18 protein-coding genes and 1 riboswitch are annotated in these 24,351 nt (G+C 57.9%); of the genes, 9 read left to right on the forward strand and 9 right to left on the reverse strand.

Translation table 11 applies throughout. The annotated features are described in order from the left end of the window. The first annotated feature begins 12 nt into the window (after positions 1 to 12). Positions 13 to 234: riboswitch (cobalamin riboswitch) on the forward strand. A gap of 110 nt (positions 235 to 344) precedes the next feature. The 4 genes from ACQE3D_RS00825 to cobD all read left to right on the forward strand — a co-directional run bounded on the left by ACQE3D_RS00825 (position 345) and on the right by cobD (position 4,875). Further along, a complete protein-coding gene (locus ACQE3D_RS00825) occupies positions 345 to 2,210 on the forward strand; it encodes a TonB-dependent receptor domain-containing protein (protein ID WP_313729367.1) in 1,866 nt (621 codons plus the stop codon). 19 nt (positions 2,211 to 2,229) lie between these two features. Continuing rightward, positions 2,230 to 2,802 (forward strand): hypothetical protein, encoded by a 573-nt coding sequence (locus ACQE3D_RS00830; RefSeq protein WP_064026472.1) that lies wholly within the window; start codon positions 2,230 to 2,232, stop codon positions 2,800 to 2,802. Between the two features lie 161 nt (positions 2,803 to 2,963). Further along, positions 2,964 to 3,881 carry an adenosylcobinamide-phosphate synthase CbiB gene (cbiB, locus tag ACQE3D_RS00835; RefSeq protein ID WP_313729366.1) on the forward strand — a complete coding sequence of 306 codons (918 nt, stop codon included), beginning with the start codon at positions 2,964 to 2,966 and terminating at the stop codon, positions 3,879 to 3,881. Further along, positions 3,874 to 4,875: a threonine-phosphate decarboxylase CobD gene (gene cobD, locus ACQE3D_RS00840; protein WP_313729365.1), complete on the forward strand. Its 1,002-nt coding sequence runs from the start codon at positions 3,874 to 3,876 to the stop codon at positions 4,873 to 4,875. Before cbiB ends, cobD begins: the two co-directional genes overlap by 8 nt. On the opposite strand, the gene ACQE3D_RS00845 is transcribed toward cobD, so the two are convergent. The 3 genes from ACQE3D_RS00845 to ACQE3D_RS00855 form a co-directional block, all read right to left on the reverse strand. Next, positions 4,869 to 5,780 (reverse strand): MBL fold metallo-hydrolase, encoded by a 912-nt coding sequence (locus ACQE3D_RS00845; RefSeq protein ID WP_313729364.1) that lies wholly within the window; start codon positions 5,778 to 5,780, stop codon positions 4,869 to 4,871. The two genes, cobD and ACQE3D_RS00845, sit on opposite strands and share 7 nt — an antisense overlap. Positions 5,781 to 5,799: 19 nt before the next feature. Continuing rightward, positions 5,800 to 8,556 carry a DNA polymerase I gene (gene polA / locus ACQE3D_RS00850; RefSeq protein WP_313729363.1) on the reverse strand — a complete coding sequence of 919 codons (2,757 nt, stop codon included), beginning with the start codon at positions 8,554 to 8,556 and terminating at the stop codon, positions 5,800 to 5,802. Between the two features lie 130 nt (positions 8,557 to 8,686). After that, positions 8,687 to 9,937, reverse strand: coding sequence for a dicarboxylate/amino acid:cation symporter (locus tag ACQE3D_RS00855; protein WP_313729362.1), 1,251 nt, complete (start codon positions 9,935 to 9,937; stop codon positions 8,687 to 8,689). A 377-nt stretch (positions 9,938 to 10,314) separates the two neighbouring features. Between ACQE3D_RS00855 and mtgA the strand changes: the two genes are divergently transcribed. After that, the gene (gene mtgA / locus ACQE3D_RS00860) at positions 10,315 to 11,094 is read left to right on the forward strand and encodes a monofunctional biosynthetic peptidoglycan transglycosylase (RefSeq protein ID WP_313729361.1); all 780 of its coding nucleotides are present in this window, start codon (positions 10,315 to 10,317) and stop codon (positions 11,092 to 11,094) included. Positions 11,095 to 11,111: 17 nt separating this feature from the next. Here the strand turns inward: mtgA and yjgA are convergent, their stop codons facing one another. Both yjgA and ACQE3D_RS00870 read right to left on the reverse strand, forming a co-directional pair. Further along, positions 11,112 to 11,696 carry a ribosome biogenesis factor YjgA gene (gene yjgA, locus ACQE3D_RS00865; protein WP_064026462.1) on the reverse strand — a complete coding sequence of 195 codons (585 nt, stop codon included), beginning with the start codon at positions 11,694 to 11,696 and terminating at the stop codon, positions 11,112 to 11,114. A gap of 1 nt (position 11,697) precedes the next feature. Then, the gene (locus tag ACQE3D_RS00870) at positions 11,698 to 11,934 is read right to left on the reverse strand and encodes a hypothetical protein (protein ID WP_313729360.1); all 237 of its coding nucleotides are present in this window, start codon (positions 11,932 to 11,934) and stop codon (positions 11,698 to 11,700) included. Positions 11,935 to 12,361: 427 nt separating this feature from the next. Here ACQE3D_RS00870 and rdgC point away from each other — a divergent pair, with 427 nt between their 5' ends. Beyond that, the gene (gene rdgC / locus ACQE3D_RS00875; RefSeq protein WP_071160101.1) at positions 12,362 to 13,273 is read left to right on the forward strand and encodes a recombination-associated protein RdgC; all 912 of its coding nucleotides are present in this window, start codon (positions 12,362 to 12,364) and stop codon (positions 13,271 to 13,273) included. Next, a complete protein-coding gene (locus ACQE3D_RS00880; protein ID WP_064026458.1) occupies positions 13,270 to 14,232 on the forward strand; it encodes a L,D-transpeptidase family protein in 963 nt (320 codons plus the stop codon). Before rdgC ends, ACQE3D_RS00880 begins: the two co-directional genes overlap by 4 nt. 81 nt (positions 14,233 to 14,313) lie before the next feature. On the opposite strand, the gene ACQE3D_RS00885 is transcribed toward ACQE3D_RS00880, so the two are convergent. Further along, positions 14,314 to 14,592, reverse strand: coding sequence for an Lpp/OprI family alanine-zipper lipoprotein (locus ACQE3D_RS00885; protein WP_082885413.1), 279 nt, complete (start codon positions 14,590 to 14,592; stop codon positions 14,314 to 14,316). Between the two features lie 85 nt (positions 14,593 to 14,677). After that, positions 14,678 to 15,229: a L,D-transpeptidase family protein gene (locus ACQE3D_RS00890; protein ID WP_064026526.1), complete on the reverse strand. Its 552-nt coding sequence runs from the start codon at positions 15,227 to 15,229 to the stop codon at positions 14,678 to 14,680. Positions 15,230 to 15,301: 72 nt separating this feature from the next. On the opposite strand from ACQE3D_RS00890, the gene ACQE3D_RS00895 reads away from it, so the two are divergent. Together ACQE3D_RS00895 and ACQE3D_RS00900 are read left to right on the forward strand one after the other, a co-directional pair. After that, on the forward strand, positions 15,302 to 16,936 hold the full coding sequence (locus tag ACQE3D_RS00895; protein WP_313729359.1) for an alpha-D-glucose phosphate-specific phosphoglucomutase: 1,635 nt from the start codon (positions 15,302 to 15,304) through the stop codon (positions 16,934 to 16,936). Between the two features lie 234 nt (positions 16,937 to 17,170). Beyond that, positions 17,171 to 22,150 (forward strand): MG2 domain-containing protein, encoded by a 4,980-nt coding sequence (locus ACQE3D_RS00900; RefSeq protein ID WP_313729358.1) that lies wholly within the window; start codon positions 17,171 to 17,173, stop codon positions 22,148 to 22,150. 134 nt (positions 22,151 to 22,284) lie between these two features. Here ACQE3D_RS00900 and ACQE3D_RS00905 read toward each other — a convergent pair whose 3' ends face one another. Together ACQE3D_RS00905 and aceF are read right to left on the reverse strand one after the other, a co-directional pair. Beyond that, a complete protein-coding gene (locus tag ACQE3D_RS00905) occupies positions 22,285 to 22,863 on the reverse strand; it encodes a hypothetical protein (protein ID WP_313729357.1) in 579 nt (192 codons plus the stop codon). Between the two features lie 161 nt (positions 22,864 to 23,024). Further along, positions 23,025 to 24,326, reverse strand: a complete 1,302-nt coding sequence (aceF, locus tag ACQE3D_RS00910) for a dihydrolipoyllysine-residue acetyltransferase (RefSeq protein WP_313729356.1) — start codon at positions 24,324 to 24,326, stop codon at positions 23,025 to 23,027. Positions 24,327 to 24,351: the final 25 nt, after the last annotated feature.

Raw genomic sequence — 24,351 nt, forward strand, 5'->3', positions numbered from 1 at the left:
TTCCGGCCTAAAATCGCCTTCCCTCTTTCAGGTGTCCTGGACCGTATGGTCCGGCTTAAACAGGAAGTCGGTGAGCCGGTGTCATCCACCGTTCATGCCGACGCTGCCCCCGCAACGGTAGATAAGTCAAGAATTGCGAACAAGCCACTGTGCGATTGCGCATGGGAAGGCCGCAACTTCAGGCCGCTAAGGCCGCTTATGAGCCCGGAGACTGGCCCGAAAGATCATTCGAGACAGCGGAGGGCTGTTTACGGAATGGTCGCAGCCTGTCTACGCCTTTTTCGTGCCCCGTTCTCCTCTGTCGTTTTTATACCCCGAATGCGCGGTGGGCGCAGAGGACAACCATGCACAAACCTTACTATCCCTTGCTGGCGTTGGCGGGAGCCGGCACCGTATTTTCCGGGGCGACACCGGCCGAATCGAGCGTTAATTTGCCGGATACCGTCGTTACGGCGACTCGCACCGCCACGCTTACCGACGAACTCGCCAGCGCGACCACGGTATTTACACGCGCCGACATCGAGCAATCGCAAGTCAAAACCCTGCCCGATCTACTCAAAACCGCGCCCGGCCTGGACATTACTCAGAACGGCGGCTACGGTCAGCAAGCGAACGTCTATATGCGCGGCACTAATTCCGACCATATTTTGGTGTTGATCGACGGCATCAAGGCCGGTTCGGTCACTTTGGGCACCACGGCGTTTCAATGGTTGCCGATCGATCAAATCGAGCGGGTCGAAATTACCCGAGGACCGCAATCGGCGCTCTACGGTTCGGAAGCGATCGGCGGTGTCATTCAGATTTTCACCCGCAAGGGTGCTCGGACCGAAACCCCCAGCATCAGCCTGGATGCCGGTGCCGGGTCGTTCGATACCGTCAACGGCGCGGGTTCTATCAGTGGCAAATGGGGCGACAATTGGTATAGCTTGGGCGCTTCTCACCTGGGCAGCCAAGGTTTCAATACCCGCAGTATCGGCACGGAAACCGATAGGGATGCCTATTACAACACCGGCCTAAACGCCCGTGTCGGCCATCGTTTTGCGAACAACGCGGAGGTCGAAGCCTTTTTCATGCGCGCCGAAGGCAAATCCGAATACGATGGCACACCGAATCGAACCGTTTTCGTCAATCAAGTGGTCGGTACGACGGCCAGCTTCGACGTACTGGAACATTGGCGCTCGATATTCCGTTTCGGCCAGACCGAGGACAGGGCCGACAATTTCAACGCTAACGGCCAGTTCAACAGCCAATACAACACCACCCGCTGGAATGCCAGTTGGCAGAACGAATTTCGCCTGACCGAAGCCCATCGTCTGACCTTGGGCAGCGATTATCGCCTCGACGAAGTACGTAGTTCGGTGAACTACAGCGAATCCTCGCGCTACGACGTCGGGGTATTCGCTGACTTGCACAGCCGGCTATTCGATCGCCATTTCATCAACGCGGCCTTACGCTGGGACGAGAACCAAGCCTTCGGCGACCGGGTGACCGGCAATTTCGGCTGGCGCTTTAACTGGGATTACGGTTTGAGCGCGTTCGCCAGTTTCGGCAACGCGTTCAAGGCGCCGACCTTCAATGACTTGTACTGGCCGCACAACCAGTCCGACTTTGCCGGCTTTACCTACATCACCGAGGGCAATCCGCGGCTGAAGCCCGAGGAATCGACGACCTTCGAAGCCGGCCTCGCTGGACAGCATGACTGGCTGAATTGGCAATTGCGCGCCTATCACACCAATATCGACAATCTAATCGATTGGGCCGGCGAAATCCTGAATTCGACCACCTATCGCTATCAGCCGCAAAACGTCGATAAAGCCCAAATCGACGGCCTAGAGGCGGAACTGGGCGGTCAATGGCTGGGTTGGCAAAATAAGTTGAGCATGAGCTTGCTCAGCCCGCGCAATCGCCAAACCAATCTGGATCTGGCCCGGCGCGCCGAGCAAAGTCTGTCTTACGATTTGTCGCGCTCGTTTGGTGCCGTCGACGTTGGCGGCCATGTGCTGGCGCAAGGCCATCGCTACGACGACCGGGCCAACACCCGGAAAGTCGATGGCTTCGTGACCGTGGATTTACGCACCGCCTTCCACATCGACAAGCATTGGACGCTGAGCGCTAAATTGAACAATCTGCTGGATAAGCAATACCAAACCGTCGATACTTATAATACCGCCGGCCGGAACTTTTACTTTTCCGTACATTACAACAACTGATTCCCTTGGAGACCTCTCGATGACCATGCCTAGTTTTGCCGTCAAACCCGGTGCCGTCGCGTTGATGGCGCTGATGGCCGCCACCCGCTTTCACCATTTCGGCACGCCGTTCGCGCTACCCGATGCCTCGTTGGCGATTTTCTTTCTGGCCGGCTTATGGCTCGGCGGTCGCTATCTGTTCGCGCTGCTGTTGCTGGAAGCCGGGTTGATCGATTACCTGGCCATCACCAAGCTGGGCGTTAGCGATTTTTGCGTATCGCCCGCCTACGGATTTTTGATTCTTGCCTATGGAGCGATGTGGCTGGGCGGGAAGTGGTGCCGGCGATACAGCGGCCTTACCGCCGCCAATGTCGCACAGCGCTTCGCGGCGCTGGTCGTTTCGACATCGGCCGCCTTTTTGATTTCCAACGGCAGTTTCTACTGGTTGTCGGGCCGTCACGCCGAAACCTCGCTGGCTCAATATGCCGAAGGTTTCGCGAAATACTATCCATCCTATTTGTCGGCCACCCTGATTTACGGCATTGCGATTTTTGCGGCGGTCTCGGCCGTCAAGGTACTGTTAGCCCAGAAAGCGGCACGCGCGGCGATTTGACAGCCTTCGCGAGTGCTGCTCGCGATTCGGTCGTCGCTAAGCGGTTTGGAGCGGTAAATCCGGATTCACCGCTCCGCCGCTCGGTCAAGATTACATGATTCAGTTTTGCACCTGCCATCCCGAAAGGTCGGCCTCGCCGCATACCTTCATCCCTTAACCGCATGACCTTGACCCTGATCGTCCTTTTAGCCGTAGGACTGGACCGCTGCCTGGGCGAGCCGCGCAATGCGTTGCATCCGTTGGCGGCATTCGGCCGCTGGGTCGGCATTCTGGAACGAAGCTGGCTCGATCTGGCCGCCTCCCCGGCCAAGCAACGCTGGGCAGGCATTCTGGCTTTGCTAGGCGCGGTGGCCCCGGCGTTGTCGTGCTTGTTGGCGCTTCCGGCGATACCGGCATTGCAAGCCGGATTGGCGGTCGCGATCCTGTATTTTTGCATCGCCGCCCGTAGCCTGGAGCAACACGCCACGGCAGTTGCCTCTGCTTTGGAAGCCGGCGACCTGGCATTGGCCAGGCAACGGGTCGGCTACATCGTCAGCCGTCAAACCGAAACAATGTCCGAGGAAGACGTGCGGCGAGCCGTAATCGAGTCGGTGTTGGAGAATGGCGCCGACGCGGTATTCGCGCCGCTGTTCTGGTTTGTGCTGGCCGGCCCGGCCGGGGCGGTCGTTTACCGATTGGTCAACACCCTGGACGCAATGTGGGGTTATCGGAATATTCGCTACCGACACTTCGGTTGGGCCGCGGCGCGTTTCGACGATGTGTTGAACTGGTTGCCGGCGAGGCTGACGGCGTTGAGCTACGCGGCGTTGGCCGACACGGGACGGGCAATACGCGCGTGGCTGCAATTCGCGCCGTTACTGGATAGTCCGAACGCTGGTCCGGTGATGAGCGCCGGCGCCGGCGCGTTAAATTTGCGGTTGGGCGGTCCCGCCGTCTATCACGGCCAGCTCAAGCAAAAACCCTGGTTCGGCGGCGACAGATCGCCGGAGTTGGCCGACATTGCCCGCGCTTGCGGCTTGGTGCAACGAACCTTGTGGTTGTGGCTGGCGGCGATCGCGCTGGGAGACTACCTTGCTTGAGCACGGCGGCCGATTGCGCCGGGCCGCTCGGTATTACGGCATACCGCTGGCCGATTGGCTGGATTTGTCCACCGGCCTGAACCCAAACGGCTGGCCGGTGCCGGCCATTCCGGCCGAATGCTGGCAACGCCTGCCCGAGGATGACGACGAGTTGCCGGATGCCGCGCGTCGTTACTACGGGAACCCTCACATTCTGGCGGTGGCCGGTTCCCAGGCAGCGATTCAAGCCTTGCCGTCGTTGCGCCCGCCGGGGCGAGTCGGCGTACTGCATCCGGCTTACGCGGAACACGCCGCCAATTGGCAACGCGCCGACCACCAATTAGTCGTGTTGAGCGAAGCGGACATCGAACCGGCACTGGACGACTTGGACGTGCTGATTGTGGTCAATCCGAACAATCCGACCGGTAAGTTATGGCAGCCGGCCCAATTGCTGGCTTGGCAAATTCGTCTCGCCGAGCGCGGCGGCTGGCTAATCGTGGATGAGGCGTTCATGGACAGCCGGCCCGAATCGAGTTTAGCCAGCTTGCCGGTGCGGCCGGGCTTGATCGTGCTGCGCTCGCTGGGCAAGTTTTTCGGGTTGGCGGGCTTACGTTGCGGTTTCACGATCGCCGAAGCGGACTTGCTGGCTCTGCTGGCCGAAACGCTGGGGCCGTGGCCTATCAGTCATCCTGGTCGCTATGCGGCGACCATGGCCTTGGCCGATACGGTTTGGCAGCAGGCGACCATCCGGCACTTGCATAGCCAGGCGGCTCGGCTGGCGGCGTTGCTGAGCGACCACGGCTGGCCACCCGACGGCGGATGCGATTTGTTTCAATGGCTGCGTTGCCCGGCGGCGCCGGCCTTGCACGCCGCGCTGGCCGAGCATGGCGTTTTGACCCGTTTGTTCACCGAACCGGACGGCCTACGCTTCGGCTTACCGGGCGATGAGGCGGCCTGGCAGCGACTGAGTCTGACCTTGGCCCGCCCGGAAATTCAAGCATTGCGCCGTTACTGAGCCTCGTGCCGCGAGGCGGCCGGCGCCAACTGATATTCCTCGCCTTCCTTGGCCAGATAAATTGGCGGCTCGCTGCCGATGTTTTGCAGGATGGCGTTATAAATCGATTCCAGATCGGCGTCGCCGCGCGTTGGCTCGTGGTGGGTCAGAAACAGGCGCTTGGCGGCGGCCTGCTTGGCATGCGCTATCGCCGAGGCATAGGTGCCGTGGCCCCAGCCGCGCCGATGGGCGTATTCGGTTTCGGTGTACGACGAATCGATAATCAGCGCATCCACGCCGCTCATCGCGGCGATGACTTCGGCCAGTTTTTGTTCGGTCAAATCCTGCATTGCTTGAAAGCCGGGATGGTCGCTACGGTAGGGATTGGTCGGCGGTTCGTAGTCGCCGGTAAAGAACAGCGAACTGCCGTCGGCATCCTCGATCCGATAACCGAAGTTGTAGACCGGATGATTCAAGACCGTCGGCGTGACCTTCACCCCGCCAACCGCCATCGTTTCGCCGGCTTTTAGCGTGAAATAGCGGATGTCGGCTTGCAACTGGGCTTCGCTGATCGGGAAATAGCTGTGTTGCAATTGCACGTTCATCGCCCGCTCTATGCCTTGCTGGGTGAAGGGATCGAGTCCGCCGTAGATGTTGATGCGATTGCCGGCCTTGAACATCGGCAGAAAGAAGGGTAGGCCCTGGATGTGGTCCCAATGGGTATGGGTAATCAGGATGTGCGCGGTCAGCGGCTGACGGCTCTCCAGGCTCTGAGCCAGCGCGTGGATGCCGGTGCCGGCGTCGAGAATGATCAAGTCCCCGGACGAGCTGGCGATTTCGATGCACGTGGTATTGCCGCCGTATTTGACCGTATTCGGGCCGGGGGTTGCTATGGAGCCTCTGACACCCCAGAATTTGACTTTCAACGCCAATCCCCCATGCCGCTCAGTGCGCCTCGTCCCAATTCGCGCCGGTTCCGGCTTCGACGAGCAGGGGCACGGCCAACTCGGCGGCGTTGGACATGATGGCGACGATTTGGGCGATGCTGGCGTCGAGCTGGGATTCGGCCACTTCGAACACCAATTCGTCGTGTACCTGCATGATCATGTTCAAGTCGGCGCCGCTGGTTTCTATCCAGTGATGGCAGGCGATCATCGCCCGTTTGATAATGTCGGCGGCACTGCCCTGCATCGGCGCGTTGATCGCGGTGCGCTCGGCATATTGGCGCTGGGCGGCGTTGCGGGCGTTGATGTCCGGCAAATACAGGCGGCGGCCGAAGATCGTTTCGACGTAGCCGAGGCGCTTGGCCTGTTCGCGGATGTCGTCCATGTAGCGTTTGACGCCGGGATAGCGGCTGAAATACAGATCGATGTAGGACTGGGCCTGATTGCGCGGCAGACCCAGCTGTTGCGCCAGACCGAAGGCCGACATGCCGTAGATCAGGCCGAAATTGATGGCTTTGGCCGAACGGCGCAAATCGTGGGTAACTTGGTCCGGCGCGACTTCGAACACTTCGGCGGCCGTGGCGCGGTGAACGTCTTCGCCGTCGGCAAAGGCTTTCAGCAAGCCGGCGTCGCCGGACAAATGCGCCATGATCCGCAGTTCGATCTGCGAATAGTCGGCGGCGACGATTTTATAGCCGGGTGGAGCGATGAAGGCCTGGCGAATTTTGCGGCCCTCTTCGCTACGGATCGGAATGTTCTGCAGATTGGGATCGGTGGACGACAGCCGGCCGGTCGCCGCGACCGCCTGATGGTAGGAGGTATGTACCCGGCCTGTCTTAGGATTGATCTGTTGCGGCAGTTTGTCGGTATACGTCGATTTCAGCTTGCTCATGCCGCGATGTTCCAAAATCACTCGCGGCAACGGATAATCGATCGCCAGTTCCTGCAGCACCGATTCGTCGGTGGATGGCTGGCCTTTCGGCGTCTTCTTCAGTACCGGCAATTTTTGGCGGTCGTACAGAATTTCCTGGATTTGCTTGGGCGAGCCCAGGTTGAAGGTCGAACCGGCCAGATCGTGGGCCTGGATTTCCAGGCCTATCATCCGATCGGCGAGTTCCTGGCTTTGCTGCGCCAACATGTCGCTATCGATCAACACGCCATTGGCTTCGATGCGGGTCAACACGTCGATCAGTGGCACTTCGATCTCGTTATACAGCGCCCAAAGACCGGGCTGCCGTTGCAATTGCGCCGACAAGGTTTGGTGCAAACGCAAGGTGATGTCGGCGTCTTCGGCGGCATACTCGGTGGCTTGGTCGATGGCGACCTCGGCAAAGCCGATCTGCTTGGCGCCCTTGCCGCACACGTCTTCGAAATGAATGGTTTCGACGCCGAGGTAGTGCTTGGCTAGGTCGTCCATATTGTGCTTGGTGGCGGTACTATTGAGTACGTAGGATTCCAGCATCGTATCGTGGCGGATGCCGCGCAACGCGATGCCGTGGTTGGCCAGCACGTGGGCGTCGTATTTTAGGTTTTGACCGAGCTTGGCTTTCGCGGGATCTTCCAACAGTGGCCGCAAGGCCGCCAACACACTTTCCCGGTCGAGTTGGGCCGGCGCGTCCGGATAATCGTGCGCCAACGGCAAATAGGCGGCCCGACCGGCTTCCACCGCGAACGAGACGCCGACGATTTGCGCGTCGCTGTAATTCAGGCTGCTGGTTTCGGTGTCGAACGCAAACAGATCGGCTTGCGTGAGCGCCGCCAGCCAGGAGTCGAAATCGGCTTGATCGAGGATGGTTTGGTACTCTCTGGTCAACGCGGCGGCGGATTCGGAGCTTGCTCCAGCGTTTCCGCCCTGGCTCTCGGCAACGTCGGAAACCGCGGTAGCCGAAGGCGCGGCGTCGCCGTTCAAGGTCTTTAGCCAACTGCTGAAGCCGAGTTGCCCCAACTGGTTTTTCAGGGCCGGGATGTTCGGTTCCTTGCGTTTCAGGTCGTCCAGCGTGTAGTGCAACGCCACGTCGCATTTGATCGTGGTCAGTTCGCGCGATAGCGGCAACTGACCCAGCGCGTCGCGGAGGTTGTCGCCGATTTTGCCCTTGATGTCGCCGGCGTGGGCGATCAGGTTGTCCAGCGTACCGTATTCCTGCAACCACTTGGCGGCGGTCTTCGGGCCGACCTTGGGCACGCCGGGAATGTTATCGACCGCGTCGCCCATCAAGGCCAGATAATCGATGATTTGCTCGGGCTTGACGCCGAATTTGTCGATCACGCCGGCGATGTCCATCCGGGTATTGGTCATTGAGTTTTCCAGGATGATTTGATCGTTGACCAATTGCGCCATGTCCTTGTCACCGGTGGAAATGACGACCTGGAAGCCCTGGCGGGCCGCGCTTTGCGCCAAGCAGCCCAACACGTCGTCGGCCTCGACGCCGTGCTCGATAATCAGCGGCAATCCCAACGCCCGGATCAGTTCGTGCAAGGGTTGGATTTGCACCCGCAAATCGTCCGGCATCGGCGGGCGATGGGCCTTGTATTGCTCGTACATTTCGTGGCGAAAAGTCTTGCCCGGCGCGTCGAACACCACCGCGAAATACGGCGTGTTGTAATCGTTGATCAGCTTGCGCAGCATGTTGGAGACGCCGTAAATCGCGTTGGTCGGTTCGCCTTGCGCATTGGTCAGCGGCGGAACGGCATGAAAGGCGCGGAACAGGAACGACGAACCGTCGACCAGGATCAGTTTGTGTGTGGCGGAATCGGACATGTGAGCTTATCGGCGCAAAGATTCGGGCAACGATACAGGGCCGAATCAGGCCCTGCAAGTGTTGAATATCACAGAGCGGTGGCGATTGGCGCGAAACTCGCGTGTCGCGCGGCATATCCCGGCCGGCGGCTTACTCGGCTTCGGCCGGTTCGGGCTGGTCCACCAAGGCGGCGATCACCAAATCGCCGCTAACGTTTAGGGTAGTCCGGCACATGTCCAAGAAGCGGTCCACGCCCAGAATCAGCCCCATGCCTTCGGCCGGAATGCCGACCTGTTGCGTCAAAATCATAATCAGCGGCAGCGAGCCGCCGGGTACGCCGGCGGTGCCGATGCCGGCCAATATCGCCATCATCACCACTCTAACCTGTTCGGCCATCGACAGATCGACCCCGTAGACTTGGGCCAGAAACAACACGGTAATGCCCTCGAACAGCGCGGTGCCGTTTTGATTGGCGGTCGAGCCTATCGTCAGTACGAAGCGGGCGATTTCCGGTTTGATCGCCAAATCGCGCTCGGCCAGCTCCAGCGAACGCGGCAGCGTGGCATTGGACGACGCGGTCGCGAAAGCGTATAGATAGACTTCCCGACAATCCCGAAAAAACGCCAGCGGCGACCGCTGGGTAAAGGTTTTCAACAATGCCGAGTACACCAGGGCTTGCTGCATTAGCAAGCCGCCGACCACGACAGCCACGTAAAATCCCAACGACACCAAAATGTGGTGGCCGAATTTGAACGTCGATTGAAACACCAGCGCGAACACCGCCAACGGCGCCAGACGCATCGCCCAATCGACGACGACCAGGCTGGCGGCGTAGCTTTCTTCCAGCAATTCGACCCAGCGCGACGTCTTGCCGGCCGTGATCGTGGCCAAGGCCGCGCCGAACACCAGCGAGAAGAACATCAGCGCCAGCATTTCGCCTTCCAACGCTTGCGAGGCGGTCGCGAATGGATTCTTGGGAATAATATCCAACAAAGTTTGTTCGATGGGTTTGGCTTGTTCGGCGTTTCGGCGGATGCCGCCGACCGCCGTGGTTTCGCCGTTTTGGGGAATTTCGACGCCGACACCGGGTTCGGCGATATTCACCAGAGTGATGCCGATCGCAACCGATGCGGAACTGGCCAACAACGTGAACAGCAGCGTGCGCCGCGCCACCCGCGCCAGGCCGTGGTGGCTGCTGAGTTGGAATACCCCCAGTATCAGGCCGCTGACGACCATCGGCACCACGACCATGAAAATCAGCCGCAAAAAGATTTGCCCCAACGGTTCCAGCACATAGCGAACGCTCAGTTGCAGCGGCAAGCAGCCGGCGTATTCGTGGCCGATCAATCCGGCCGCGGCGCCCAGTACGAGGCCAAGTAACAAGCGATGGTGATTTTTCATGGCGGTCTAGGACGAAATCGCAAAGTTCGGATGATACTGCGAATCGGCGCGAGGACCGAGATTGGATTGTTATGTTTAGGAATGGGTGCGGATGGCACGATGGGTCGTCCCTGCCTGGATAAAAGCCGATGTCCAAGCTTTTATCCAGGTATTCCTTGGCGTCGTTGTTTTCCATGTTCACGGGGGAGAGAACTTAACATCCTTGATGCCGCCTTTAATTTAGCAAGTGGTATGCCAAAACAACCAGGCCAAGCGCGATGCGCCATGCCTAGGCCGATCGACACGGAATTCGTTAAAAACTATGTTAAATTCCGTAAAAAATACAAATCGTAGCGGCATTTCCCGCACTTCGGTCGCTCTGGCGCGAATCATGGATAATGTCCGGGAAATTTACCGCCGCCGAACTTAGCTTGAGACATTTCCGACATCCCGAACGTTACCGCACCCCGGCCCGCCGCTTTCGGCCGGCCGCGGCTTCATCTTGGTGGCGTTCTCTGAAACGGGGATTCGGCTATGCGATTGCCGCTTTCGTCGTGGGGTCGGTGCTGAGCGTCGCGGTATTGCGCTACTTACCGCCGCCAACCTCGGCTTTCATGTTGAACCGGCATTGGGAAGATTGGCAGGCAGGCAAGGACTATCGGCCGATCTCCCAGCAGTGGGTCGACGGCGGGCGTATATCCCCGCATGCCTATGCGGCGGTGGTGGCTTCGGAAGATCAATTGTTTTTTCAGCACAACGGCTTCGATGTCGAGGCGATCGGCAAGGCATGGTCGCACCATGCGCGCGGTGGCAAGCTGCGGGGCGCCAGCACGATCAGTCAGCAAGTCGCGAAAAATTTGTTTCTGAGTCCGGCGAGAAATTGGGCCAGAAAAGCACTGGAGATTTGGTTTACCGTGCTGATCGAGGCGTTCTGGAGCAAACAGCGGATACTCGAGATCTATTTGAACATCGCCGAATTCGGCGATCATTTATTCGGCGTCGAAGCGGCCAGCCGCCGTTATTTCGGCGTTCCCGCCCAACAGATGACGCCGGCGCAAGCCGCATTGTTGGCCGCGACGCTGCCGAATCCTCTACTGCTGAAAGCCGATAGACCCAGCGCTTATGTCGCTAGGCGGCAGAGCTGGATATTGGCGCAAATGCGCGTGGCGGGTCGCTGAGGCGGACCCGTTCGGGCTCATTCGATGCTTTCGGTGTCGTCGTCGGATTCGCTTTGGTAGGCCGCGCCGGCATCGGCGATCAGCTGTTTCAAGTATTGATACAGCTGCCTTGCGGCCTTCGGCGGTTTGCCATCCTTCGCTTCTTTCTGAGCATTGCGTTGCAACTGACGCAGATGCTGGGTGTCGGCGTCCGGATATTCGCCGACCAATTCGGTAATTTGACCGTTACCGGAGTCGGCCAATAATGCGTCGCGCCAGCGTTCGGCCTGATGGTGCTCGCGCACCGCATGGGCGCTGCGGTTTTTGAGGCGGTCCAGCTTTTCGCGGATCGCGTCGGTATCGAGCTCGCGCATTCGCGCGGTGATGTATTTCAGCAGACGCTTCTTGGCGGCGTTTTGCCCCATTTTGCCGGCATCACGCAAGGCTTGCTCTATCGGTTCCGGCAGCTCGAATTCGGCGATTTGGGCTGCCGACAAGCCACAGATTTCCTCGGCCATCGCAAACACTTCGGCGATTTCCTTTTTGATGCGCGTCTTGTTTGGGCGTACCGCGTAATACTCGACTTCGTCGTCTTCGTCTTCCAGATAAAATTCTTCGTTCATTTCAAACCATTGCGATGAGGAACAGCACAAACATCACGACCATGACGAGCGGCACGATCAAGCCGCCCCAGTCGGATGGTGCTTGCCGGCTGCGGGCCAACGCGGCTTTGATGCTGGGTTGCATCCAGAATAAAATCAAAAGCGCCATGGCGCCAATCAGCAGATTTTCCCAAGTGGAAAGCATGGTGTCGCCCCAGTTACGGCCGATAGACGGCGGCCGGAGTGCCGTGTTCGGCATATCTTAACAAACCTGATGGAAAGCCATGGTCAGGTTTTGTCCGGCGCTTTAGGATAGTCAGGGAGTTGTCGCCGATAAATGATTGCCCCGGCAGGGAAAAGTCCGGATAGTCACAGAAGCTGTGGATAAGTCTGTGAGTTGAGCGGCGATTTCCGGTCGAATTCCCCGGTTTTCCTGAAGCGAGCTTAAATTGTACAGAAATTGGCCAATAAAAATACATTATTTATCAATGGCTTGTCTTTACTCTTTTGAATTCAACGAGTTATTTTGTCAAGCTTTTTTACAGTCTCGTCTTTAATGGCTAAATGTGAATAACTGATAATGAAGCGATCCGTCCGACTTGGACGATTCGGCGGTTTCCCCAATTGGCCAGTTCTAAGGATTCAACAAATTTGCGATAATGGCCGGTTTTTGACAGAGTCTTTTCATGTGGTTTAAGAATCTTGCCGTCTATCGGTTTTCCGAGCCGTTCGAGTTGTCCGCCGACGCCGTGCAACAAAAACTGGCTGAGTCTCCTTTCAAGCCATGTGGTAGCCACGACACCTTCAGTTTCGGCTGGACTTCGCCGTTGGGGCGGGCGTCCGACGACCTCGCGCACGTCAACAATGGCTTTTTGATGGTTTGCGCCAAGAAAGAGGAAAAGGTGGTTCCCGGTTCGGTCGTTAACGAGATGCTACAGGATCGGATTACTGAAATCGAAGAGCGCGAAGCTCGCAAACTGCCGGCCAAGGAACGCAGTCGGCTGAAGGACGAATTAATTTTTGATTTATTGCCGAGAGCCTTTTCCTTTTCCAAAAAGACCTATGCCTACATCGACAGTCGAGGTGGTTGGCTGGTTGTTGACGCTGCCTCGGCGAAGAAAGCCGAGGACTTATTGAGCCTGTTACGCAAATGCCTGGGCTCGTTGCCGGTGACGCCGATTGCCGGCAACGGCATGGCCTCCAGCGTGATGACCCGTTGGCTGCTATCAAACCAAGCCCCTGGTGACATTGTCATCGAAGACGAATGCGAATTGCGATCACCCGAGGAAGAGGGCGCAATTATTCGCTGCAAGCGCCACGACCTGGGTTTGCCGGAGATCAAAAATCATTTGGATACCGGAAAACAAGTCATTAAATTAGCGATGAATTGGACGGATAGGCTATCGTTTGTGCTCGACGAGAATTTGGCGATTAAGCGCCTGAAATTCCTGGATTTAGTGCAGGAACAAGCCGCGAATATCGAGGCGTTCGACGAAGTCGAGCAATTCGATGCCGATTTTTCGATTATGACCGCGGAACTTGCCCAGTTCCTGCCGCGTCTGCTCGAATTATTTAACGTTGAAGGTAAGGTTCAATGAAAACCCGATTATTGATAAGCCTGTTGATAGGTGTGGTCGCGGCCGTCCCGTCGGCCTCGGCCTTGACCTTGCCGCCGCCGGACCGGCCCGGCGATAGCCTGATCGGCAATCCGCCGCACGAGGTCAAATATGTTGCGGCCAAACAAGAAGACACGTTGATCGATATCGCCGTCAATTTCAGGCTGGGGCAGGATCAAATTGTGTTGGCCAACCCTTACGTCGACCGCTGGTTGCCGGGCGCCGGCGCTCAGGTGCGTATTCCCAGCAGTTTTTTATTGCCTAATGCGCCCCGCGAAGGGATTGTGATCAATTTGCCGGAAATGCGAATTTACTACTTTCCGGACGCTACCAAGGTAGTGACGTATGCGATCGGCATAGGCAGGGAGGACGACTGGAAAACGCCGCTTGGCAAAACCCGGATTCTCGGTAAAACCGAGCGGCCATCGTGGACGCCGCCTAAGTCCATCATTGCCGAACATTTGGCCGATGGCGACGTTCTGGAGCCGTATTACCCGCCCGGTCCCGACAACCCGTTGGGGTTGTACGCGTTTCGCCTGGGCATTCCCGGTTATTTGATCCATAGCACCAACAAAACCAATGGCGTCGGCATGCGCGTCAGCCATGGCTGCATCAGGATGTATCCCGCCGATATCGAGCAGTTCTTCCCGATGGTGAAAACCGGTACCACGGTCAATATTGTCAATCAGCCGATAAAGGTTGGCTGGTATCACGATACCTTGTATCTGGAAACCTATCCGCAAATGGAAGAGACGCCCGCGACTTTCGAGCAGCGCTTGCATGTGGCATTGGATTTAATCGAACAAGCCAATGGCGGCAAGATGCCGGTCATCAAGGGGGCGATTTTGAAAGCCGCTCTCGAAAAAGCGAGCGGCATTCCGATTGCGATTTACGAGAGACCCGTGCAAACGCCGGCTATCGTACAAAGTCAGGCGCACTGACCGCTAACTCGGGACAACAAAAAAAGCCCGTGAACCTTTCGGTTCACGGGCTTTTTTAATCGGCAACTCAAATAATAAAGCTTATTTGTGTTGTGATTTTTTGAACATGCGGTCCAATTTGCTGTTGGTATCTTGAGCATATTGAGCGGCACGGTTAGCAGCGGCTTCGGCAGCGGCAGCTTTAGCAGCGGCTTCGGCAGCGGCAGCTTTAGCGGAAGCGGCGTCAGCAGAGGCAGCGGAAACTTGTGGTTTCAGGCTGTCGATTTGACCTTGCAGGTTTTCGATATCTGAAGTGCTGGCGCAACCAGTAGCCAGAGCTGCAACGGCAACAACTGCTGATAATTTAATGGCTTTCATCATGGTGTTTTCCCCTTGATTGTGGTTTCAAAAAATAAAATGAAAAAACGGTGGCAATTGTCCAACATTTTTTTGGTTTTTACCAACATTATTTCACGGTGACAAGCGTCCCTTTTTCCACCCATTGACTCAACAAGTCTATTTGTTCGTTAGTCAATGCGATACATCCGTGTGTCCAGTTTGTGGTTTTATGAATGGCGAGATTGGCACTACCCAAGCCATGGATACCAATCTGACCTCCCAATTCGGTGTTTTGCGGCGGAATTTGGCCGGCAGTATGCGCCCGGGCGATGGCTTCGTAGGTGCCCAAATCGATTTTGCCTTGTTTCAAGGCTTCGTCGGCGTGGTCGACATCCGGATAGGTCAAGCCGAAAAACTTACGAAACGAGCTTTTCTGATTGATCCAGCCGATACGGTAGTTGCCGAGCGGTGTCACATCGTCGCCGCGATGGCTTTTCTTGCCCGCGCCGCTACGGCCGATGGCGATGTTTTCCAGCACGGCAAGCGTTTTTTCACCTTTCTTGACCTCCATGTTCAGCTTTTCGGTATCGACCAGCAGCCAGACGTCCGATGCCAGACTTACCGAGGACCCTAGACAGCCAATTAGGACAAAAACTTTCGATAATTTTTTCTTCAGCATGGCAATCTGTAAATAACCGGGGTTTTGGTGTAATTTAACCCTTCCGAAACGCGGTAAAACAAAGGGTAGCATATGACAATAACAATCACCAAAACCACTGCCTATGACGATCAAAAGCCCGGCACATCGGGGCTACGGAAAAAAGTAAGCGTTTTCCAACAACCGAATTATCTGCAAAACTTCGTCCAATCCATATTCAATAGCTTGGACGGCTTCCAAGGCGACACCCTGGTCATCGGCGGAGACGGTCGCTATTTCAATCGACAAGCCATTCAGATCATCATCAAAATGGCGATCGCCAACGGTTTCGGTAAGCTCATTATAGGCCAAGGCGGCTTATTGTCCACCCCTGCCGCGTCGAATATTATCAGGAAATACAAAGCCTTCGGTGGCATAGTTCTATCGGCTAGTCACAATCCCGGCGGACCTGACGAAGATTTCGGCATCAAGTACAACGTCGGCAACGGCGGCCCGGCCCCGGAGAAGTTCACCGATGCACTCTACGCTAATACCAAAGTTATTGCCGAATATCGGAGCGCGGAGGTTGCGGACATCGATCTGGATACGCTTGGCGAGCAGCAAATCGCCGGTGTGAAGGTTAGCATCATCGACCCGGTGGCCGATTACGCCGCGCTGATGACCGACATTTTCGATTTCGAATTGATTAAACAAAGCATTGCCGCCGGCTTGATCACTCTAAAGTTCGATGCCATGCATGCCATTACAGGCCCTTACGCCAAAAAAATATTGGAAGAGGAGCTCGGCGCGGCGCCGGGCTCGGTGTTCAATGCCGTACCGCTGGAAGATTTCGGCGGCGGTCACCCTGACCCGAATCTCGCGCATGCTCATGAACTGGCCGAACTCATGCTCGGGGCGGACGCCCCGGTGTTCGGCGCGGCATCCGACGGCGATGGCGACCGCAACATGATCATGGGCGCCAACATTTTCGTCACGCCCAGCGACAGTTTGGCGATCATGGCCGCCAACGCCAAACTGATTCCGGCCTATGCCAAGGGTATCAGCGGCGTGGCCCGGTCGATGCCGACCAGCCAGGCTGTCGATCGGGTCGCCGACAAACTCAGTCTGCCCTGTTACGAAACTCCAACCGGCTGGAAATTTTTCGGCAATTTGCTCGACGCCGACAAAATCACGATCTGCGGCGAAGAAAGCTTCGGCTCGGGTTCCAGCCACGTGCGAGAGAAGGACGGCTTGTGGGCGGTCTTGTTTTGGTTGAACCTGATCGCCCGCAAACGCCAGCCGGTCGCCGATATCGTCCGCGAACATTGGCAAACGTATGGCCGCGACATCTATTGCCGGCACGACTATGAGGCCGTCGATAGCGATATCGCCAACGGCATATTCGACCACTTGCGCGGCCTTCTGAACGGCTTGCCCGGTAAAAGTTGGGGCGATTACACGGTCAAATACGCCGATGAATTCAGCTACACCGATCCGGTGGACGGCAGCGTCAGCAGCGCGCAAGGCATACGCATCGGCTTCGCCAACGGTTCGCGTATCGTGTTCCGTTTGTCGGGCACCGGTACGGTGGGCGCCACGTTGCGAATTTATCTGGAGCGTTACGAACGCGACGTCGCCAAACACGATCAGGATGCTCAAGAAGCCTTGGCCGATTTGATCGCGCTCGCCGAGCAGTTTTGCGAAGTCAAACGGCGTACCGGCCGTAACGCACCTGACGTGATCACCTGATTCGGCGTTTTCAGGCGCCCCGGAATTTGGGTCGGTGCCGAGCGGCGCGGTTTTCTCCTCGGGTCGAACGCGGCAAGCCGCGCTTCGGCCTGCTAACATTAACGGCCAAAAGCCGGCCGACGCAGTTGGCGGGTTAGGTATCGCCGTCGCGATTGGCGCCGGCGGCTTTGCTGTTAACGCAGCGTCGGATGCGGCGCATTCGAAGTTCGGGCGATAGAACGGGGAGGAAGGGACATGTTGGATATTTTCGGTCCAGGTAGACGGGCGGACTCGTCGATTCGAGCTTTCGCTCGATGGGTATTTTCAACTTGTCCGGCCGCGGTCCCCGATAATCCCCGCGTCGTCGCGCTCTCAATCGGGCTATGCTGGACCCTCGCCGGCTTGCTGACGCTGGCTTGCGCCGGACCAGCCTGGGCCGGGAGTCCCTTTTACCTGACCGCCGAGCGCAGCTTTTCCAATACCGAGTCGCCGGCCGTACGCCTCGATTACACCGTCACCGACCAGCCCATGTTGCTTCGGGTATTGAAGGCCGACAACCTGGAAAATTTTTTGGATGGTCAATTCAATGTCAGTCGCAGTTACGAACAACCCGTTAACGAACTCAATCCGGGCCACTATTTCGCCAAGGGTCTGAATAACGCCCAATCGCCGTTGAAGCTGTTGCGCGGCCTGTTGGATGTGGAGTTCCGCAAGGCGTTGAAAGAAACCAACTTTAGCGGCTCGGTATTGACCGTCACCGAAAAACCGCTGGTCTCGGTGCCGCAACAGATTTTGGTCGCGGCGCCTAAAGGTTTTAGCGTCGTCAGGGAAAGCTATCTGGATTTGCAACGCAACGGCCGGCAAACCCATGACTTGGGCTGGTGGTTTAACGAAGACGCCTGGAGTGAAAACCGTTACAAGGTTAGGCAAGTCGCGCTCGAGCCCTTGCCGGACGGCCTTTATTTATTGCAGGCCGTGCAAGGCAAAACCGAGGCGCAATGCTTGATTCAGGTCAGCAGCTTGGCGGTCCAAGTCAAGCAATCCAGCGAGCAATTGCTGGTGCGGACGATGAACCGCGATCTGCAACCGGTGGCCGGCGCCAAGGTCAGCGTTCGCGACGGCCGTGGGCGTTGGCGGGCGATCCCGGGTGCTTCCGATGCCGTCGGCGAATTGCGTTTCGACAACCCCGACGGAATTCTGGACGGCAAATTGCTGGTCAGGGTCGATGCGCCGGCAGGCAAGCCGGGCGAAGCACCGCGCACCGCGCTGACCGCGACGGACTTTCTACCGACTCAGGCCAAGGACGACGCGGTGTTTGTCATGACCGACCGGCCGATCTTCAAGCCCGGCGAAACCTTTTTCTACAAGGGTATCGTCCGCAACATGCAGGATGGACGGTTGCAAATACCGGCTTTTCAATCCAGGCAAACCGACGTTTCGTTGCTGCGCGCCGACGGCAACGCCACCGGTTTGCAAGGCCAAACCCTGTTGACCGATTTCGGTTCGTTTTCCGGCAGCTTCGATTTGGACCCCGCACAGACGCCCGGCTTGTACCGCTTGCTGGCCCAGATCGACCAAAAAGCCTATGGCGGCGAATTCCGGGTGCGCGATTACATCAAGCCGACTTTTTATCTGGAATGGCTGGATCGCAGTTCCAGCGTGCAACCCGGTCAACCTTTCAACTTGAAATTCCGCGCCAAGCGCTATAGCGGCGGCGTACCGCAAAACGTCAAGTTCGAGGTGTTTCTGTACCGTAAGAAATTCGAGGTGCCGCAGTTCGTCAGCGAGGCCGGCGCTGGCTTGACGGCGGGCAACGACTACTTCGGCCAGATCAAATCCGCCGCCGCGCTGAGCCAGCCTCAGCGCTTGTTCAGTTCGATCGAAGCGCGTCAGGCCGTCGATGCCAGCAACCCTTGGGAAACCGCCGCCAAACTGGGCGAAAACGGCGACGGCAGCTTCGAATTCACGGTGCCGGTCGAGGCTCAAGCCGATGCCAAACAGCCCAAACCCGAACAGGAATGGATTTATACCCTGATGGTGCGCGCCCAGGACGCCGCCGGCGGCAGTGCGATTTTGACCGACAACCTGTACGCGACCTTGTCGGAAGCCCAGCCGGCGCTGCGCTTCAACAAAACCGTGGCGGCGGTTGGCGACAACGATTTGCAATTGTTGCTGCAAACCAGCTATCCGGACGGCAAACCCGCCGCCGGGGCCGGTGGCGTGGTCGATGTATTGCTAGAACAACCCGGTTCGGCCAAGCGCGGTCTGGTCAAACTGGATTTCCAAACCGACGAACGCGGCCAGCAAAAACTGACGATACCGGCCCTGCAACAGTACGGCCGCTTGTCGGCGGTCGCCCGCCTGGAAACCTTGGCCGGCAGGACGATGAACCATGCCGCGGAGTCGCAAGCCGCGACTTTGATCGTTGCCGGTAGCGGCGGCGAAGCGGTGGCGGACAATCCGGAATTGGAGCTGTACACGCCGACCACTATTCTCAGCCCCGGCGAGCAAGCCAGGATCTTCGCGCTGCTGCCCAAGGCCTGGGGAAATAACGAGCGCGGGGCAATCTGGGAAACCGTGGCGGGTGCCAAGTTGTTCGATAGCCGTAGCGCTCAGGTGCAAGGCCGCAGTCGATGGTTCGACGTGACCGCCAAACCCGAATTTGGTACCGGCTTTTACCATACCGTGACCGTGCCGGTGGCTGGCGGCAAATTTAAGGAACAGACGCTGGGGTTCAGAATCGTGCCGTGGGACAAGCGTTTGCAAATCGCCATCGAACCGGCCCAAGCCGACGCCGAGCCGCTGAAGCCGACCCAAATCAAACTTCAAGTCAAGCGCGCCGACGGCACGCCGGCCGCCGACACCGAATTGGCGGTGTCCATTGTCGATCGCGCCGTTTACGCGGTGCAAGCTGAATTCCGGCCCGGCATTTTCGACTTTTTCTACCCGCTGCAACGCAGCAATTTATCCACTTTTTACTCCGATGACCTGCAAGGCTACGGTTACGCCGATTTGTTACGCAAACCCAATTTCGCGCTGAGTGCCTTGAAAAGTCAAAGCAAGCTGGCGAAGAAAGCGATGCGCGATACCGCCGGCTGGTTTCCGCATGTCGTTACCGATGCCAACGGGGTTGCCGCTATCGATGTCGATATGCCCGCCAACGTCACCGAATGGCTGGTCACCGCGGTCGCCAGCGACAAGGACGGCAGGCTCGGCGAAACGACCGGCCAATTTCGCACCAAGACCGACATCGCCGTCGATACCGTCGGCCCGCAATTTTTGCGCGGCGGCGACGAAGTCGAATTGGCCGTGAAGTTGATCAACCACTTGGCCGATCCGGTTAAGCTGACCGGCGATCTGAGTCTTTCGGAATCGCTGCAGCGACAAAGCGGTGAGCTTGCCTGGGCTGCCGAATTGGCCGGCAAGGCCGAACAACTGTGGCCGCTGCGTTTACGGGCGGCCGTCGAATCCGGCAACGCGTCCCTGAGGGTGGGCTTGACCGCGCCGGCGCCGGTCAAGGTCGGTGGTGCCGAGACCTTCGATCTGCCTATTCAGCCGGCCGCGCTACCGCAAGTCTATGCAGCCGAACGCCGCGATGGCGGTTTGCATTTCGATATTCCGGAACCAGCCCAAGCCAAGCAACTGACGGTGCGGGTCAATTCCGGCTTGCTCGGCGCGGCCTTGCAAGCAGCGGCCATGCTGGCGCAATATCCATACGGCTGTACCGAACAATTGGCGCATAGCACGGTGCCGAATCTGGTGCTGCTGGACTTGATCGAGCGGGCCGGTTTGAAAGCCGAGCAACTCGGACCGCTCGAAAAGCCCTTGCAGCGTGCCAAGCAAAATGCCGCGCTGGGTATCCGCAAATTGATACAAAACCAAAAAGCCGACGGCGGTTTCGGATTGTGGCCCAACGACAGCGCCGCGAGTGTACCGGTTACCTTGATTGCGATGCAGGCCTTGAAATACGCCGAAGAACTGAAGATCGAGGGTGCCGCCGCAGCCTACGGGAAAGGCGTGGTCTGGCTGGAGCAACAGGCCGCTAGTAACCAAGCTTCGGACGGTTTTACGCTGGCCGGCTACACCGCCGCCACTTATATTTACCAAGGCCCATGGCAACAGCAGGCCGATTTCGTCGCCCGAGTGTATGCCGACGATCGGGCCGGCATCGCCGACTTGACCGCCGCGCTGCGCTTGGTGACCGCCTATCGAACCATTAGCTGGCACAGTTTCAATCAAGCCTTGCAGGACAAATCCGATCTGCAAAAACGCTTGGTTACCCGCTTGCAACAAGCCTTGGACGCGATTGATCCGGGTACTTATCAGTCCGAGCGCGGCGAGTTGTATGGCCGATTGGGTTTTGGCTTCGGATTGCCCAGCGTGGTTTCCGAAGGACTAGGTGTTTTGTTTACGGCCGGTGAACTACCTCAGGCTCTGGAAACCAAACTCAAACGCCTGCTGCTGCAAACTCAGCAACACGGCTATTGGACTTCGACTTACGACACGGCCCAAGTGATCTTCAACACCCGCGAACTACTCAGCAAGGAAGCCGCCGCCGCGCAAAACGCCAAGGCAAGGTCCTTGAAAGCCAGCGCGGCCGGCCGCGTGCTGGGTAATTTGAATCGAATACCCGGCGGTTATCTGGGGCGTTTCGACTCATTGCCGGCGGCCGGCGAGCTGGCGGACATCCGCATTGCCGAGTTAAGCGATACCGACGTGGCTTCGGCCAGCTTGCAAGTGGATGTGCCGTATCCGGCGGTTAGCGCTCGCGCGGCCGGTCTGACCGTCGAGCGGGTTTTTCGCCGCATCACGTCGAGCGGCAACGAATCGATCGACTTGAACCAGCCGCTAAGCCTCGGCGATGTGGTAGTCAGCGAAATCCGGATCAAACGGCATGACGAGCCGGGTCGTTTGCCAACCGGCAGCGAATTCGTCGTCGTCGAAGATGGAATTCCGGCGTTGGCGGAAGGCCAGGAGAACGACCAAACCTACTTGGCCGACGCCAAATTGCAAGCCAGCGACGACAACTATTGGGCCAACGTCAAGGAAACCCAGCGCTACCCGGACCGCATCGTTCGCGTCGCCAAGCTACAACCCGGTGGGGATTTAACCTTATACCAAGTTTGGAAAGTCGGCCGTCCCGGTAATGCTGCGATACCGCCGGCCAGCGGCTTCGACATGTATAACGCGGCGGTTAGGGGGAATAGTCCGGCCGGAAGAGTGATTGCGCGTTAGAAAAGAGGTGCCGGACTATCCGCCAAGCTCCGGCTCCGACCCGGAGCATCCGGCAAACCTGGTTTTTGACGGTGGCTTGTTGGAGCGTAACACCGGAGGATTTGCCGCTATTTTGGCGTTAGCTGGTGGCGAGCTTAGCAGTGGCAAACCGTCGCCGCCTGAAAACAAAAATCGAATAACAAGCGCCATTCCAGCGCTTGAATCCGTCGGCACAGCATTTCGATTTCCGCGTCACCCTTTCGGCCCAGCTCGCACAGGTCGACGAAACCGTAGGCGTCCCATTCGGGCAGTTTACCCAAAAAGCCCGCCATGCCGGGCAATTCCTGATCGGCAAGCAACCGTTGAACTTGCCGGTTCAAGTCGGGAAAAATCGGGTGGCGGCCGGTGCGATCCAGCCAATACTTGCTGTTGCCGCTGTCCGGTTCGCGGCGGTGCATGATCGCGTGCCAATAACTCCCGGAAGGCCCGGTTATTTTTTGGCTGATTCGATGGCTTTGTTCGAGATAGTCGTAATACAGCCAAAGCCCGGCAATACACAGCGCCGCATAATTGCTGTCCTTGACGACGCGCGGTGCGAATGCCGTTTCGATTTGCAGCGAGTTCAAGGTGTCGTAAACACTCGGTTCAGGCTGTCCCGGACCTAAATCCATCAAGCGCTGTTCGGCCAGCAATTGACCGAAAACCGGGCCGTAAAATTGGCTGTTGAAGGTCATTTCTTATCTCATCCGTCCGTCCGATCGATCGGTCTATACAACCATGCCGCCGATTCCGTTTGAACCCTGAATTCTATCGACTGAAGCGAGCTACCCGAACATAACCCCGATTGTAACTCGCATTCTAATGCGCGATCTTGTAGCCAAAAATGGAAACCTGTCTACAACAACAACCGCCGTATATCCGCCAGATTGGCTTTCAACGCTTCCATGAAACGCGCGCCCTCGGCACCGTCGATGACGCGATGGTCGTAGGTGATATCCAAAGGCAGCATCAGTTTCGGTTCGAATTCCTTTCCGTTCCAGACCGGTTGCACCTTGGAACGAGTCACGCCCAGGATCGCGACTTCCGGGGCGTTGACGATGGGTGTGAACGCGGTGCCGCCGATGCCGCCCAGGCTGGAAATGGTCATGCAACCGCCCTGCATGTCGGCGGGTTTCAACTTGCCGAGTCTGGCCAGTTCGCTCATTTCGGCCAATTCGGTCGACAGTTGGAAAATGCCTTTCTTGTCGACGTCGCGGATCACCGGCACCACCAAGCCATTCGGGGTATCGACGGCGATGCCGATATGGAAGTATTTCTTGAAGTACAGTTTGTCGCCTTCCGGGGACAGCGAGCTATTGAATGCGGGGTATTTCTGCATCGCCGCGACCAGCGCCTTCATGATGAACACCAGGCCGGTCAGCTTGACGCCGTCCTTGCCTTGGCCGGCGTTGACGGATTTGCGGAATTCTTCCATCTCGTCGATGGCGACTTCGTCGTGGTAGGTTACTAGCGGCAGGTTCAGCCAGACTCGGGTCAGGTTTTGACCGGTCAGGCGCTTGATTTTGCTCAACGGTTTTTCCTCGATTTCGCCGAACTGGCTGAAATCGACGGCCGGAATCGCTGGTATGCCGGCACCGCCGGTTGTCGCCGGCGCCGAGGTCATCGCTTGCTTGACGAAGTTTTTCACGTCGTCTTGCAGGATGCGTCCCTTGCGGCCGCTGCCGGCGGGAATTTTGCTCAAATCGACGCCGAGTTCGCGGGCGAACAAGCGCACGCTGGGCGTGGCGTGAGGTTTAAAGCCTTCGGCGCTGGCAACGACCGGAGCGGCAGGCGCTGGTGCCGGTTTAGCCGCTTCGGGTTTGGGCGCTTCGGCGACCGGAGCGGGAACGACTTCGGCGGGTCCCGCCGGGGCCGGCGCGGGCGCGGCCTCGGCAACCGCGGGCACGGCAGCGGCTTCACCGACTTCGACGGTGGCGATCAGGCTGCCTTCGGCGACTTTGTCGCCCGGCTTGATGTGTACGGCCTTGATGATGCCGGCCGCGCTGGACGGCAAGTCCATGGTCGCCTTGTCGGTTTCCATGACCGCCAGGGTCTGCTCGATGGCGACGACGTCGCCGGGCTGGACCAATACCTCAACGATGTCGATTTCCGGCACGTTGCCGACGTCGGGGACTTTTACTTCGATTAAAGAACTCATGTGTCGCTTTCCGTTAAATCAGCCG

Origin of the sequence: Methylomonas sp. MS20 (genome assembly GCF_050275925.1) — a bacterium.
Taxonomy (GTDB): Bacteria; Pseudomonadota; Gammaproteobacteria; order Methylococcales; family Methylomonadaceae; genus Methylomonas; species Methylomonas koyamae_A.

What these genes read in the sequence shown, in the direction of transcription:
- ACQE3D_RS00825 (WP_313729367.1), top strand. Translation starts at nt 345, where the DNA reads ATGCACAAACCTTACTATCCCTTGCTGGCGTTGGCGGGAGCCGGCACC.
- ACQE3D_RS00830 (WP_064026472.1), top strand. Translation starts at nt 2,230, where the DNA reads ATGACCATGCCTAGTTTTGCCGTCAAACCCGGTGCCGTCGCGTTGATG.
- cbiB (WP_313729366.1), top strand. Translation starts at nt 2,964, where the DNA reads ATGACCTTGACCCTGATCGTCCTTTTAGCCGTAGGACTGGACCGCTGC.
- polA (WP_313729363.1), bottom strand. Translation starts at nt 8,556, where the DNA reads ATGTCCGATTCCGCCACACACAAACTGATCCTGGTCGACGGTTCGTCG.
- ACQE3D_RS00855 (WP_313729362.1), bottom strand. Translation starts at nt 9,937, where the DNA reads ATGAAAAATCACCATCGCTTGTTACTTGGCCTCGTACTGGGCGCCGCG.
- mtgA (WP_313729361.1), top strand. Translation starts at nt 10,315, where the DNA reads ATGTCCGGGAAATTTACCGCCGCCGAACTTAGCTTGAGACATTTCCGA.
- yjgA (WP_064026462.1), bottom strand. Translation starts at nt 11,696, where the DNA reads ATGAACGAAGAATTTTATCTGGAAGACGAAGACGACGAAGTCGAGTAT.
- ACQE3D_RS00870 (WP_313729360.1), bottom strand. Translation starts at nt 11,934, where the DNA reads ATGCCGAACACGGCACTCCGGCCGCCGTCTATCGGCCGTAACTGGGGC.
- rdgC (WP_071160101.1), top strand. Translation starts at nt 12,362, where the DNA reads ATGTGGTTTAAGAATCTTGCCGTCTATCGGTTTTCCGAGCCGTTCGAG.
- ACQE3D_RS00880 (WP_064026458.1), top strand. Translation starts at nt 13,270, where the DNA reads ATGAAAACCCGATTATTGATAAGCCTGTTGATAGGTGTGGTCGCGGCC.
- ACQE3D_RS00885 (WP_082885413.1), bottom strand. Translation starts at nt 14,592, where the DNA reads ATGATGAAAGCCATTAAATTATCAGCAGTTGTTGCCGTTGCAGCTCTG.
- ACQE3D_RS00890 (WP_064026526.1), bottom strand. Translation starts at nt 15,229, where the DNA reads ATGCTGAAGAAAAAATTATCGAAAGTTTTTGTCCTAATTGGCTGTCTA.
- ACQE3D_RS00895 (WP_313729359.1), top strand. Translation starts at nt 15,302, where the DNA reads ATGACAATAACAATCACCAAAACCACTGCCTATGACGATCAAAAGCCC.
- ACQE3D_RS00900 (WP_313729358.1), top strand. Translation starts at nt 17,171, where the DNA reads ATGTTGGATATTTTCGGTCCAGGTAGACGGGCGGACTCGTCGATTCGA.
- ACQE3D_RS00905 (WP_313729357.1), bottom strand. Translation starts at nt 22,863, where the DNA reads ATGACCTTCAACAGCCAATTTTACGGCCCGGTTTTCGGTCAATTGCTG.
- aceF (WP_313729356.1), bottom strand. Translation starts at nt 24,326, where the DNA reads ATGAGTTCTTTAATCGAAGTAAAAGTCCCCGACGTCGGCAACGTGCCG.